At 54.3% G+C, this 13,247-nt stretch carries 12 protein-coding genes; 4 read left to right on the top strand and 8 right to left on the bottom strand.

The features are described 5' to 3' along the window. Nucleotides 1–7: 7 nt before the first annotated feature. From rhaM to rhaB, 5 genes are all read right to left on the bottom strand, one after another. Complete coding sequence (gene rhaM, locus FDW98_RS21155; RefSeq protein WP_096758846.1) at nt 8–322, bottom strand: L-rhamnose mutarotase; 315 nt, start codon at nt 320–322, stop codon at nt 8–10. Beyond that, the gene (gene fucO, locus FDW98_RS21150; RefSeq protein WP_096758845.1) at nt 319–1,467 is read right to left on the bottom strand and encodes a lactaldehyde reductase; all 1,149 of its coding nucleotides are present in this window, start codon (nt 1,465–1,467) and stop codon (nt 319–321) included. Before fucO ends, rhaM begins: the two co-directional genes overlap by 4 nt. 128 nt (nt 1,468–1,595) lie before the next feature. After that, nucleotides 1,596–2,423, bottom strand: a complete 828-nt coding sequence (rhaD, locus tag FDW98_RS21145; RefSeq protein ID WP_096758844.1) for a rhamnulose-1-phosphate aldolase — start codon at nt 2,421–2,423, stop codon at nt 1,596–1,598. A gap of 144 nt (nt 2,424–2,567) precedes the next feature. After that, the gene (gene rhaA, locus FDW98_RS21140; RefSeq protein WP_096758843.1) at nt 2,568–3,827 is read right to left on the bottom strand and encodes an L-rhamnose isomerase; all 1,260 of its coding nucleotides are present in this window, start codon (nt 3,825–3,827) and stop codon (nt 2,568–2,570) included. Continuing rightward, the gene (gene rhaB, locus FDW98_RS21135) at nt 3,824–5,293 is read right to left on the bottom strand and encodes a rhamnulokinase (protein ID WP_096758842.1); all 1,470 of its coding nucleotides are present in this window, start codon (nt 5,291–5,293) and stop codon (nt 3,824–3,826) included. The genes rhaA and rhaB overlap by 4 nt, the downstream gene beginning before the upstream one ends. Before the next feature lie 303 nt (nt 5,294–5,596). Here rhaB and rhaS point away from each other — a divergent pair, with 303 nt between their 5' ends. Further along, nucleotides 5,597–6,445 carry an HTH-type transcriptional activator RhaS gene (gene rhaS / locus FDW98_RS21130; RefSeq protein WP_096758841.1) on the top strand — a complete coding sequence of 283 codons (849 nt, stop codon included), beginning with the start codon at nt 5,597–5,599 and terminating at the stop codon, nt 6,443–6,445. Nucleotides 6,446–6,597: 152 nt separating this feature from the next. After that, a complete protein-coding gene (gene rhaR, locus FDW98_RS21125; protein WP_096759487.1) occupies nt 6,598–7,446 on the top strand; it encodes an HTH-type transcriptional activator RhaR in 849 nt (282 codons plus the stop codon). Here rhaR and rhaT read toward each other — a convergent pair. After that, entirely contained in the window at nt 7,443–8,477 is a 1,035-nt protein-coding gene (gene rhaT, locus FDW98_RS21120) for an L-rhamnose/proton symporter RhaT (RefSeq protein ID WP_096758840.1), read from the bottom strand. The two genes, rhaR and rhaT, sit on opposite strands and share 4 nt — an antisense overlap. A gap of 202 nt (nt 8,478–8,679) precedes the next feature. Continuing rightward, entirely contained in the window at nt 8,680–10,101 is a 1,422-nt protein-coding gene (locus FDW98_RS21115) for an L-fucose/L-arabinose isomerase family protein (RefSeq protein ID WP_096758839.1), read from the bottom strand. 255 nt (nt 10,102–10,356) lie between these two features. Between FDW98_RS21115 and sodA the strand changes: the two genes are divergently transcribed. Together sodA and kdgT are read left to right on the top strand one after the other, a co-directional pair. Further along, nucleotides 10,357–10,977, top strand: coding sequence for a superoxide dismutase [Mn] (sodA, locus tag FDW98_RS21110; protein WP_096758838.1), 621 nt, complete (start codon nt 10,357–10,359; stop codon nt 10,975–10,977). 242 nt (nt 10,978–11,219) lie between these two features. Continuing rightward, complete coding sequence (gene kdgT, locus FDW98_RS21105) at nt 11,220–12,203, top strand: 2-keto-3-deoxygluconate transporter (RefSeq protein ID WP_096758837.1); 984 nt, start codon at nt 11,220–11,222, stop codon at nt 12,201–12,203. Between the two features lie 61 nt (nt 12,204–12,264). Here the strand turns inward: kdgT and FDW98_RS21100 are convergent, their stop codons facing one another. Next, entirely contained in the window at nt 12,265–13,155 is an 891-nt protein-coding gene (locus FDW98_RS21100) for a dihydrodipicolinate synthase family protein (protein ID WP_096758836.1), read from the bottom strand. Nucleotides 13,156–13,247 lie beyond the last annotated feature (92 nt).

Genomic DNA, 13,247 nt, shown 5'->3' with positions numbered 1-13,247 from the left:
TACAATACTACTGCAGATAAAACACTTCTTTTAATTCCGCGCTCACCGGGCTGTTGTCCGGGTTGGTGGGCATCACGTCACGCATATGCTTCCACCAACGCTGACACACGTCGGTGCTGGCGACGGCATTCCAGCGCTCTTCGGATTCAATCTCAACGGTGGCAAACAGCAGGCTGCGCTCCTGGTCGAGATAAATCGCGTAGTGATGCGCGCCGTGGGCTTTCAGTACGGCTTCCAGCTCCGGCCAGATGGGATTATGCCGACGCTGATACTCAACGTGCGCGTCGGCATTCACCTGCATCACAAAGGCTTTGCGGATCATAACGCCTCCAGATACAGCGCGCGGACGTCTTCGCGGCTGGCGGTGCGCGGATTGCATGGTGCGCACGGATCGGCGAGTGCTTTGTCCAGCCACCCCTCAATGTCCTCTTTGGTCACGCCTAGCTGGCTGAAGCCCGCCGGAATGCCCACGCGCTTGCTCAGGGCGCGGATCGCGTTGATGGCTTCCATGCTTGCCACTTCATCGCTCATCCCACGGGTATCAACCCCCATGGCCTGTGCCACGCGGGCAAAGCGCGCCACGGCGTTCGGGCGGTTAAAGTTTTCGATAATCGGCAGCAGGATGGCATTGCAGACGCCGTGCGGCAGGTTATGCGTCGCGCCCGGCTGATGTGCCAGCGCATGCACCAGACCCAGACCTGCACTGTTGAACGCCATCCCTGCCAGATACTGGCCAAACGCCATTTGCTCACGCGCTTCGAGGTTATGGCCTTCGTCGACCGCTTTGGGCAGCCACAGGTTGATCAGGCGAATCGCTTCCAGCGCGTTGGCGTCGGTCAACGGGTGTGCGCCGACGGAAACATAGGCTTCCACCGCGTGGGTCAGGGCGTCCATACCGGTAGCGGCGGTGACTGAGGCAGGAATTTCCAGCATCACGCTGGCGTCATCGACGGCGATATCCGGAATAATGTTCGGATCGATGATGACTTCTTTCACCTTGCGTGCGGAATCAATGATCACCGCATTGCTGGTCATTTCTGCGGCCGTACCCGCGGTGGTGTTAATGGCAACCAGCGGTACGCCGGCATTTTTAACTTTGCCCACGCCGGAATAGGCGGTAGACGGGCCAGGGTTGGCGGTCAGGATTTTCACCGCTTTAGCGGTATCGATCGGGCTGCCGCCGCCGAAAGCGATGATGTAATCACATTCAGCGTCCTGGTATGCGGCAAAACCTTGCTGGACCAGTTCTTCCGTTGGGTTCGGGAATACGTCGTCGAACAGATGATACGACATTTTATGCGCATCAAGGGCGGTAAACAGGCTGTCCAGCAGGCCCAGTTTGACCAGTTGACCGTCGGTTACGATCAGCGCCTTACCCCATTGCTTGTTCGCCACGAGGTTGACCATATCACCAATCGCACCAGCGCCGTGCAAACTGATTTTTGGCAGTGCCAACATAAAGCTCATAAGTATTCTCCTGAATAATAAATCCCTGGTGCCCGATGGCGCTTCGCTTATCGGGCCTACGGTTAAATAGGGACCGTCATGTAGGCCGGATAAGGCAAAGCCGCATCCGGCGTCGAATGAGGGAGGTATCAGTACAGCTCTAATGCGCTGGCCAGTGGGGTCACGCCAAAACGTTTGCCGAGAGCAATGAGCTCTTCACGCGTGATGGTTTGCTTCATACCGCCCATCGAATAGATTTTGACCAAAACTTCGGCCGATTTCTCTGCGGTATCTATCAAACCGAACGCGTCGTCGAGCGTCGGGCCGCTGCCAAATACGCCGTGGAACGGCCACAGCACCAGAGAATGCTGCTGCATTGAAACTGCCGTTGCTTCACCTATTTCGTCGGTACCCGGCACCATCCACGGCAGAATGCCTACGCCGTCCGGGAACACCACCAGACATTCGGTGCTGCCTTCCCACAGTTTGCGGGTGATCAGCGCAGTGCTGTTTTCCAGCACATAGGTCAGAGCAATCAGATTGGTGGCATGGCAGTGCATGATCACGCGGTCTTTGCCATCGGTGGCTTTAATACGCTCGCAGTGGGAAAGGAAGTGTGCGGGCAGTTCGGAGGTCGGTACGGCTTCGTGGGTCAGCCCCCAAAGAATGTGGTAGCCGGCGCCATCGCTGTCGATTTTTACCACACCCAAATTGGCTGCCGGATCGAGCTGGACGTTGCGGAAGAATTTGCCGGAACCGGTAACGATAAACGGCGTGTTAGCCAGCAGCGGCATCGGCTGGCTCAGCGCGATGTAGCGCGGTTCTTCGTGGAAATCAGCGGTAAAGGGGGCGATATCAGCCTCATCCAGGCGCAGCGTCAGGTTGCCGCCGTTACGCTCATCCCAACCTTTCAGCCAGGCATCAGAAGTGGCTTTGATCATCCCCTGGACGAACCAGGAGGTAGTAATGTTTTGCATGGTCGGTGTTCCTGTTTATTGCCCGAACGGGTGTCGGGTCTTACGTAGGCCGGATAAGCGCAGCGCCATCCGGCGTAGTGTTTTGTACGTTGCCGGATGGCGGCGCTAACGCACCGTATCCGGCCTACAAGGCAGACAGCGCCTTTAGCTACGCTTGCTCAGTACGTCTTTTTCATACGTGCGGACGTTGTCCAGCCACTGGCTGCCAACTGGGGTGTCGTGACGCTGGCAATACATCTCCCAGACGGCCTGCCATGGCAGCGATTTCTGTTCTTCCAGCAGGGCCAGGCGGGCGGTGTAATCGCCGCTAGCTTCGAGTTGGCGCAGTTGCTCAGTGGGTTCTAACAGCGCACGCAGCAGGGCTTTCTTCATATTGCGGGTGCCGATCACCCATGCGGCAATGCGGTTGATGGAGGCGTCGAAGAAGTCGAGGCCAATGTGTACGCGGTCGAACAGGTTATGGCGTACGATCTCGCTGGCAATCGCCTGAGTTTCATCATCCAGCAATACCACGTGGTCGCTGTCCCAGCGCACCGGACGGCTGACGTGCAGCAGCAGGCGGGGCACGTACAGCATGGCGGCAGAGATCTTGTCGGAAATCACTTCAGTCGGATGGAAGTGACCTGCATCCAGGCACAGTGCGGTCTGGCGGCTGGTGGCGTAGCCCATGTAAAACTCGTTGGAGCCAACGGTGTAGCTTTCTGCGCCGATACCAAACAGTTTGCTCTCGACGGCATCAATATGATGCGCCGGGTCGAACTTCTCGCTGATCACTTCGTCCAGGGCTTCCAGCAGGCGCTGGCGCGGCGCTAAACGGTCAATGGTGATGTCTTTCATGCCATCCGGGATCCAGATGTTCATCACCGACGGCGTACCCAGTTGTTCGCCAAAGTACGCGGAGACGCGACGGCTGGCTTTGCAGTGGTCAATCCAGAACTGACGGATACTGTCGTCAGCATGTGCCAGCGTGAAACCGTCGGCACTCAACGGATGCGAGAAGCAGGACGGGTTGAAATCCAGCCCTAACTGGTTCGCTTTCGCCCATTCCACCCAGTTTTTAAAGTGTTCAGGTTTGATTTTGTCACGGGAAACCGGGGTATCGGATTCCAGGTAGATAGCGTGCAGGTTCAGACGCTTAGGACCCGGGATCAGGCTCAGTGCCTGCTCCAGATCGGCGCGCAGTTCAACGGCGTTACGCGCTTTACCTGGATAGTTACCGGTGGCCTGAATACCGCCGGTGAGCGAACCTTCCGGGTTTTCGAATCCGGCGACATCATCGCCCTGCCAGCAGTGCATGGAGACCGGCAGACGATCGAGCTGGCGTAATGCCTCCTCGACATCGATACCTACCGCGGCGAAACGCAGTTTTGCCAGTTCCCAGGCTTGTTCAAGTTGAGTGGTCATGCGCAAAGCTCCTTTGTCTGTCGTGTTGATTGAAACTGCGCCTGGTAGCGGGCAATTTCACTGTCAGTATTTGGGATGAAGGTTGTCAGGTCGTAGTTAGCGGTCACCACCTGGCGGAATTCATCGACGTTGTTAAGTTCGTCCAGCGTCATCAGCTGAACGCCAATATTGCCGAGCGTAGAGGCCTCAACAGGCCCGGACATGACGCGGATACCGCATGCATCCGCGCACAGTTGGTTGAGCAGGGCGTTCTGGCAGCCGCCGCCAACAATGTGCAGTTGGTTGAAGGCGTGACCACGAAGGTGTGCCAGTTCCTGCAGGACGTCGGCATACAGCAGCGCCAGACTGTCGAAAATACAGCGCGCCAACTCAGCATCCTGAACCGGAACGGGTTGGCCGGATTCGCGGCATGCGGCCTGGATTTCCGCGCTCATATCGACAGGGTTGATAAAGCGATCGTCGTTCGGATTGACCAGGAATCGGCAGGCCGGTAGCGCCTCGGTTTTCGCGATCAGCGCCGACAGGTCGGTAATCTGCCGCTCTTTTAAAACACGTTGCAGCAGCCACAGGCCCATAATATTTTTCAGCACGCGGTAACGTCCTTCCGCGCCGCCTTCGTTGGTGATATTTGCCGCCAGCGCGGCCTCGTTGGCATACGGTGTTTTGCTCTCAAACCCCATCAGGGACCAGGTACCGGAAGAGAGATAAGCGCTGTTGTTATCGGCCAGCGGTGAGGCGATGACCGCGCTGGCGGTGTCGTGGCTGGCGACGGCAACCACCGGGATCTGATTTTTCTGCGGGCAGATCCAGTGACCAATCACGTTCCCCGGATGCGTTGGGCGACCAAACCAGGCTTTGTCTGCGCCGGTCCATGCCAGCAGGGTGTCATCCCAGTCGTCGGTGTTGATATTGACCAACTGTGTGGTGGTGGAGTTGGTATATTCCCAGTTCATTTCGCCGGTCAGGCGGTAGCCGAAGTAGTCGGGGATCATCAGGGCATGCGCCACCTGCGGGACCAGTTCTGGCTGCTGTTCGACCAGCGCGCGGAGCTGATACAGGGTGTTAAAGGGCAGAAACTGAATGCCGCTCCGACGATAGATCTCGCTGTTACCCAGTTGCGCTAAGGCTTGCGACATTACGCCGGTGGTACGGTTGTCACGGTAAGAGACCGGCAGACCGACCCGCTGACCGTTTTTACCGATCAGGACGTAATCCACGCCCCAGGTATCAATCCCGATACTGTCAATCAGGATGCCTTGATCGCAGACCTTTTTCAGCCCCAGGCGAATGTCGTTTTCCAGGCTGTCGATATCCCAGGTGTCAAAACCATCTGTTTTTTGCAGACAGTTCGCGAAACGGTGGATTTCGCGCAGCGTCAGGGTGCGGTGGTCACTGTCGTAACGTGCCAGCATTACGCGTCCGCTGGATGCGCCGAGATCGACAGCGACACAATGGCGAAGAGTCATAGCGAGGTCCTTCTGAGTTTTATTGCACTCAGTCTAAGAACCCCTGGAACGGCGTACCTTCTTGTTAGTGACAGTCACAATAAGCCGCTGGCAGCATGGCAAAGGTGAACGTGATGTTGTTCACAGTTTCGTGTAATGGGCGGGATTTTGTCTGATGTGACCCCTTCCGCATTTCCCGATCTTTCCTGTCGTTTCTTGAAGAATTAACCGTGTTTACGCACTTTGGCGTCAAAAATTTAAGGTGAGGGTCATAACCCTTAATTACTATGCAGCCATGTTCATTTGATCTGGAAGGAAGTCATCATGACCGTACTGCATTGCGTGGATTTTTTTCCGACAGGTAAAGCGCCTGTGGCGATCGAACCGCGACTGCCCCAGACTGCTTTTCCCGAGCATCATCATGATTTTCATGAAATTGTGATAGTTGAGCATGGAACAGGTATTCATGTTTTCAATGGACAGCCCTACACCATTAGCGGTGGGACGGTCTGTTTTGTCCGCGATCATGACAGACACTTATATGAACATACTGACAACCTGTGCCTGACAAATGTACTGTATCGTTCCCCGGATGCGTTTCAGTTTCTGGCCGGGTTAAACCAGTTGTTACCTCAGGAGCAGAACGGTCAGTATCCGTCCCACTGGCGCGTGAATCAGGGCGTACTGCAGCAGGTCCGTCACTTGGTAGGGCAAATAGAGCATCTTGGTGAGGAGATGGATACGCCGACGGCGGCCAATCGCGAGATCCTGTTTATGCAACTGCTGGTGCTGCTACGCAAAAGTAGTCTGATGGAAGCGGCAGCGGATAACGATGCGCGGCTAAACCGGCTGATGGCGTGGCTGGAAGATAATTTTGCCGACGAAGTCTGCTGGGATGCGGTGGCTGAGCAGTTTTCGCTCTCTTTACGCACCTTGCACCGCCAGCTCAAACAGCAAACCGGGCTGACGCCGCAGCGCTATCTCAATCGCCTGCGGCTAATCAAAGCACGGCACTTATTGCGCCATAGCGATGACAGCGTTACGGACATCGCTTATCGCTGCGGTTTTGGCGACAGTAACCACTTTTCGACGCTATTTCGCCGGGAGTTTAACTGGTCACCGCGCGATATTCGTCAGGGCCGCGACGTCATGGCCGGAAGCAGCCTCCAGTAACGCGAAAGCTATCAACGTTTTTTACCGTCCGTTTGCTGATAATCATACCCTTTAATGCCGGATGGCGGCTGCGCCTTGTCCGGCCTACATGGATGCCCTGTAGGCCGAATAAGCGCAGCGCATCTGGCAAGCGTTCAGGTTGAGGTGATGTGGTGGCGAATCAGCTAGTCCTTCTGAAATCAGACTTTTTTGCGAGCGAACAGCAGGCCGTCGCCGTCGCCGATCGCTATCCGCAGGATGTGTTTGCCGAACATACTCATGAGTTTTGTGAACTGGTGATGGTCTGGCGTGGCAATGGTCTGCATGTTCTCAACGATCGGCCGTATCGAATAACCCGTGGCGATCTGTTTTACATTCGCGCTGCAGACAAACACTCGTACACCTCTGTTAACGACCTCGTCCTGCAGAATATTATCTACTGCCCTGAGCGGTTGACGCTGAATCTGGGTTGGGAAGATGCGATCCCCGGTTTTAACGGCACGCCGTGCCAGCCCCACTGGCGGCTGGGCAGTGCCGGTATGGCTCAGGCTCGACAGGTGATTAGCCAACTGGAACACGAAAGCCAGCAGCGCGATCCGTTATGTAATGATATGGCGGAGCTGTTGTTCGGACAGTTGGTGACGCTTCTCAAGCGCCATCGTTATGCCACGGACAGGCTCCCGGCCACCACCAGTGAGACACTGCTGGATACGCTGATCACCGCGCTGGCCGGCAGCCATGAGCATACCTTTGAACTGGATAAATTCTGTCAACGGGAGCAGTGCAGCGAGCGCGTGCTGCGTCAGCAGTTTCGCAGCCAGACTGGAATGACCATCAACCAGTATCTTCGACAGGTGCGGGTCTGCCACGCTCAGTATTTGCTGCAACATAGCAAGTTGATGATTGGTGAGATTTCTATGCGTTGTGGCTTTGAGGACAGTAACTACTTTTCGGTGGTGTTTACGCGAGAAACCGGGATGACGCCGAGCCAGTGGCGTCATCTCAGTAATCCGCAGGACTAGCTGGCCATTCCCAGACCGACAATGTTTGCGGCAAGGATAATCACCACGCAGCCGAGGCTCAGCACACCCACGGGACGACGGCCCGCGTTCTTCCACTCTTTCAACATCAGACCGACAATGCCGCCGCACAGGACGTAGAAACTCATGTGCAGCATCCAGCTGACGTAGTCATATTGCGCCGGAATACTGGCGTGGCCCCAGGCGTAAAAGAAGAACTGGAGATACCACATCAGACCGGCAAGGGCCGAGAACAGGATGTTGCTGATAATAAGTGGTTTTGCTAACGAGAAGTCGGCTTTTACCGACAGGTTTTTCATTTTTGCCAGACGAATGAAGCAGAATCCCAGGTTGATCACCGCACCGCCGCCCATAATGACTACGTAGCTTGGCAGAGCGACATACAAAGGATCGATACCGAGCGCAGCGGCGGCTTCGTGCATCGGTTTAGCCGCATCCATGGCAAAGGACATCCCTGCGGAGAAAAAGCCGCACATCACCGCCAGTATTAGACCTTTTTTCAGGTTGAACTCTTCGGCTTTGATACCCATCTTGCGTTCTTTTAACTGTCCTGCTCGAGTGACTATCGCCACGCCGATCAGCGCGACCAGCACACCAAGCAGGGTCATACGCCCACCCGGCGTGCCGATGAGCACGTCAAATTTACCGGCAATGATGGGTGTCATTAAGGTGCCAACAATCAGCGTAATGCCGATAGCGATGCCGATCCCCATCGACATGCCGAGATAGCGCATGGTCAGGCCATAGTTGATATTACCGATCCCCCACATTGCGCCGAATAAAAATACCGGCAGTAGTGTGGACGCGCTGAATGAACTGTAATAGGCCCAGAAGTCTGGCAGCAGGATTGCGCTGACGAGCCAGGGCAGGATCAACCATGAAACAAAACCGCCTATGGACCACATGGTCTCCCAGGACCAGTGTTGTACCTTTTTAAAAGGGGCATAAAAACAAGCGGCACTAGCGGCACCGATAAGATGCCATAATATCCCCATCGTAATTGCGTTACCCATTCTGGTTCCTTTTAAATTGTCGTTCTGGCTGGATGAAAATCACCCGTTTTGATATTCAAAAGTCTAAAGAGTGAGCAATGAATTAACCTTCAGCATGCTGCCGTAGGATGGGCAATGCTGGCAAAATTCAGGGGATGAAAAGGATGTTGATCACAAATGCTGATCCGCCCCTCTTTTTTGAGAAGGGCGATAATATTAAGGGTTAGCAGATTTTTACCGTCTGAATACCCAGTAGCCAGGCGAGTTTTTCCAGTACCTCACCATGATGACCAAGGCCAATGCTGCAATGATGGGCTGGACCGCCCATGCACCATTGCGTGGTGAAATCGCGAGCTGATAACGGGAAGCGATAGCGGCTGTTGGTATTGCCGATATCCAGGACTTCACCTGCCACTGCTTCCCCTTCGGCATACTGCAAACGCACCCCGTTTTCGGCATCTTCAGTGACCGAAAGAAAGGTTACCGGGCCCGGTTTCACGGTCATCTGGATAGACACACCTTTACCCGGTTTACCATGATAAACCGGCAGCGGAACCAGACGCACCGGACCATCGGCCATCAGCGGGTGCGCCGGGCCATCATGTCCCCACAATACAACATCATCAATAAATTCAATTCCATATGGCTCAGAGAATGAACCACCCGCCCCCAGAAGCTGCTGAATTTTCATCGCCAGTACATTTTTGATTTCATATTCACCTGCCACGGGAATACCACGGTGGGTGAGTAGTGTGTTGCCAAGAATGATTGAGGTGATGATGTTCTCGTAAGCATTGCCGTTTCTACCTTCGTAGTAGTAGGCCAGTGCACCGAGTGTGTTCTGGGCAATCAGTTTATCCATGGCGCAGGCGGTGGTGAGTGCGCGATCAAGCTCTGCCGGTTCGCATGTCGGATCCAACTGAAGCACACGGTACATTTCCTGTTGTTTGACGCTGAGATCGGTCTCGCTGACCTGCTCGCGGTATTCCGCCAGCTCACACATTTCCAATGGCTTAAAGCGTACGCCCAATTTGGCGGACAGGTTCGTCATATTGCTGTAAACGTCCACCATGCCGTCATAATAGTGTCCGAGTACGCCGACCTGACAGTTTGCCAGCATTTGGCGGGCATTAAGGGCCTGTAACCACTGTGCCATTTGTTGCCAGACGTACTCATCGCCCTGTAACGCACCAACAATCAACTGAAAGCGGATATTCGCACGATTAAATACGTTTGCCAGTTCGGGCGCGCTGCAGGCCTGGCAGTGCGCCAGCCACTCTCCAGTACGTCCGCCCCGATCGGGAATTTGGCGGATTGCCGAATAGGGCAGGCCAGGCTCCGGCTGTAGGGCCATAATAATAACTGGCTTATTGATACTCTGTACAAGGGGCAGAACCGTTGCGCTGAGTGCGTAGGTGCTAATGTAAAGACAGACCGCATCGACCGGCTGCTGTTGTAATCGCCTGATAAGAGCATCGGCTTTATCGACGTTATCAATCAGGCCGCCATTAATGACGGTGGCCTGTTGCGCCGTCAGACGCTCATCAATCGTTTGCAGGTAACCCTGCAAGCGTGACTCCAGGCCAGCAAACTGGGGCCAGTATGTGTCGAGGCCGATTCCGAAAAGGGCGATGTTGACAGACATAGCAATATTTCCTTGTGAGATAATCCGCAGACTATCTCGTGCTTTGTCTCCCATGTCCTTTATGTCGCTGCCTGTTTCCTACGCAGGTTGGCAAAATTCGCCTGATTTTCCCGGTGGCGCTCACATTTTCATCTTGCAATAGCCCTGTAAAAAGTACGGCATTGATAATCATTTTCAATATCATTTAATTAACTATAATGACTCAACTGCTTACGCGGCGTTAACACTGGCCGCCCGACAATACTGGAGATGATTATGAGTTATACACTGCCATCCCTGCCGTACGCTTATGATGCCCTTGAACCGCACTTTGATAAGCAGACGATGGAAATCCACCATACCAAGCACCACCAGGCCTATGTAAACAACGCGAACGCTGCGCTGGAAAGCCTGCCTGAATTCGCTAGCCTGCCTGTTGAAGAGCTGATCACTAAACTGGATCAGCTGCCAGCGGATAAGAAAACCGTACTGCGTAACAACGCAGGCGGCCACGCTAACCACAGCCTGTTCTGGAAAGGTCTGAAAACCGGTACTACGCTGCAGGGTGACCTGAAAGCGGCTATCGAACGCGACTTTGGCTCTGTTGATAACTTCAAAGCTGAATTTGAAAAAGCAGCGGCAACCCGTTTCGGTTCTGGCTGGGCATGGCTGGTACTGAAAGGTGACAAACTGGCTGTGGTTTCTACTGCCAACCAGGATTCCCCGCTGATGGGTGAGGCTATCTCTGGCGCTTCCGGCTTCCCGATCGTGGGCCTGGACGTTTGGGAACACGCTTACTACCTGAAATTCCAGAACCGTCGCCCGGACTACATCAAAGCATTCTGGGACGTGGTGAACTGGGACGAAGCAGCGGCGCGTTTCGCGGCGAAAAAGTAAGTTTTTACCTTCTCAGTTTGATGATGCCCCTGCAAGCGATGCTTGTGGGGGTTTTTTTGTGATCAAAGTCAATATTGGAACATTGATCCATATAAATTGAAACAAGGTTTTATTATGCGATTGGGATCACTTTTATAGTTTCTCTGAATGTCTATCTTCACTTCATCAAGACGGGTGCATCTCAAAGCAAGATGCAATCGCCCATAAAAAATGCCCCATTTTTATGTCTACAGGTGATGGAAATGCAGATAAAACGTACGATTGAGAAAATCCCAGGCGGTATGATGCTGGTGCCGCTTTTTCTGGGCGCACTGTGTCACACCTTTTCCCCCGGTGCCGGAAAATACTTCGGTTCTTTTACTAACGGTATGATCACCGGGACGGTGCCGATTCTGGCCGTCTGGTTCTTTTGCATGGGCGCGTCAATAAAGCTAAGCGCTACCGGCACTGTGCTGCGTAAATCCGGCACGTTAGTCATCACCAAGATTCTGGTGGCATGGGTGGTTGCGGCTATAGCATCACGGGTATTGCCAGAACACGGGGTCGAGGTGGGTTTCTTCGCCGGGTTGTCCACGCTGGCGCTGGTGGCCGCAATGGATATGACCAACGGTGGGCTGTATGCGTCGATTATGCAGCAGTACGGCACCAAAGAAGAGGCCGGGGCGTTTGTCCTGATGTCGCTGGAATCAGGCCCATTGATGACTATGGTGATTCTGGGCACTGCCGGGATAGCCTCGTTTGAGCCGCATGTCTTTGTGGGGGCGGTGTTGCCGTTCCTGATTGGTTTTGCGCTGGGGAATTTGGACCCTGAACTGCGTGAGTTCTTCAGTAAAGCGGTACAAACACTCATTCCGTTCTTCGCTTTTGCGCTGGGTAACACCATTGATTTGGGCGTGATTGCGCAGACCGGTGTGCTGGGGATCCTGCTGGGTGTAGCTGTGATTATCATCACCGGTATCCCGTTGATTATCGCCGATAAACTGATTGGCGGCGGGGACGGTACGGCAGGCATTGCCGCCTCCAGCTCAGCAGGTGCTGCGGTTGCCACGCCGGTGCTGATTGCTGAAATGGTTCCGGCATTTAAACCGATGGCGCCGGCAGCAACCTCTTTGGTCGCGACGTCGGTGATTGTGACCTCAATCCTCGTGCCGATTATCACCTCTATCTGGTCGCGGAGAGTGAAAGCGAAGGCGGCGGCGATTGATATGCGAAGCGCGGTGAAGTAACAGTTCTTTGCCAGATACATAACGTATACCCGGCCCACATCATGATGCGGGCCGGGTAATATTAACGCCCAAACACCTCATCAATTATTCGGCATTGGTCCTCGTTTAACTCCCCACCTGCATTACGCGAAACGCCGGTGCAATAGCCAAACTTACGCGACACCACGGTTTTAATGGTGGTGACAAAATCCTCGCCAATAGCGTAGATGGACATGTACGTGCCAATCTTATCCTGAATATCACGCAACGCCGCCAGGTCGCCCTGTTTAAACGCCTCGCGTGCGTGGACAAACAGCTCAGGCATCACGTTATTTAGGCCAGAAATAATCCCCGCGCCGCCTGCCAGCAGATTGGGGATGTAATATTCGTCGTAGCCGGAGAGTACGGCAAAATCTTTGCGTACAGCGCGGGTGGTCTGAATCATACTGCGGGTATGGGACTGGCAGTCCACAGTGTCTTTGATACCGGCGAAGTTCGGGAATTCCCCGGCCAGGGTAGCAACCAGCTCAGGTGTTAAATCACAGCCGGTACGGGCCGGGAAGTTATAGGCAAACCATTGACCGCTGAGTTGTTGCCCTAACTGGCGGAAGTAGCTCAGCAGCTGCGTTGCCGTTTGTCCGTAATAGTAAGGTGGCAGGATCATGACGGCATCGTATCCCGCGTGATACGCTTCCTGCGCCATCAGTAGCACATCATTCTGGCAGGTGGATGAGACGTTGGCGACCATCTTCAGCGAGCTCATAGCTCGGGCTTCACGGATCAACTGCAGCCTTTCGGCGAGCGTAAAGGAGGCAAATTCCCCAATGCTTCCCATCAGCAAAATAACGTCGATCTGTGCCTCGGTAAGGCGTTTGAGATGCTGGCTCAGACCGTTGAAATCGATCTTGCCGTCATTGTCCATTGGCGTAATGGAAGGACACCAGACGCCAGCAAATTGCGATTGACCCGTCACGTTGTCGACTCCTTAATTGAAATGTTGTTTCAAAACCAACTTACATTGATAGCATGTGTCCCTACGTTTCACACCAACCGTGCTCTCATTTT

The organism is Citrobacter sp. wls711 (assembly GCF_005281055.1).
Lineage (GTDB): Bacteria > Pseudomonadota > Gammaproteobacteria > Enterobacterales > Enterobacteriaceae > Citrobacter > Citrobacter gillenii.
Note: the sequence above shows the minus strand (reverse complement) of the source record. Positions and strands in the feature narration are given on the sequence as shown.

Bases quoted from the DNA above. Each gene is read 5' to 3' on its own strand.
- rhaM (WP_096758846.1), bottom strand. From the start codon at position 322: ATGATCCGCAAAGCCTTTGTGATGCAGGTGAATGCCGACGCGCACGTT.
- fucO (WP_096758845.1), bottom strand. From the start codon at position 1,467: ATGAGCTTTATGTTGGCACTGCCAAAAATCAGTTTGCACGGCGCTGGT.
- rhaD (WP_096758844.1), bottom strand. From the start codon at position 2,423: ATGCAAAACATTACTACCTCCTGGTTCGTCCAGGGGATGATCAAAGCC.
- rhaA (WP_096758843.1), bottom strand. From the start codon at position 3,827: ATGACCACTCAACTTGAACAAGCCTGGGAACTGGCAAAACTGCGTTTC.
- rhaB (WP_096758842.1), bottom strand. From the start codon at position 5,293: ATGACTCTTCGCCATTGTGTCGCTGTCGATCTCGGCGCATCCAGCGGA.
- rhaS (WP_096758841.1), top strand. From the start codon at position 5,597: ATGACCGTACTGCATTGCGTGGATTTTTTTCCGACAGGTAAAGCGCCT.
- rhaT (WP_096758840.1), bottom strand. From the start codon at position 8,477: ATGGGTAACGCAATTACGATGGGGATATTATGGCATCTTATCGGTGCC.
- FDW98_RS21115 (WP_096758839.1), bottom strand. From the start codon at position 10,101: ATGTCTGTCAACATCGCCCTTTTCGGAATCGGCCTCGACACATACTGG.
- sodA (WP_096758838.1), top strand. From the start codon at position 10,357: ATGAGTTATACACTGCCATCCCTGCCGTACGCTTATGATGCCCTTGAA.
- kdgT (WP_096758837.1), top strand. From the start codon at position 11,220: ATGCAGATAAAACGTACGATTGAGAAAATCCCAGGCGGTATGATGCTG.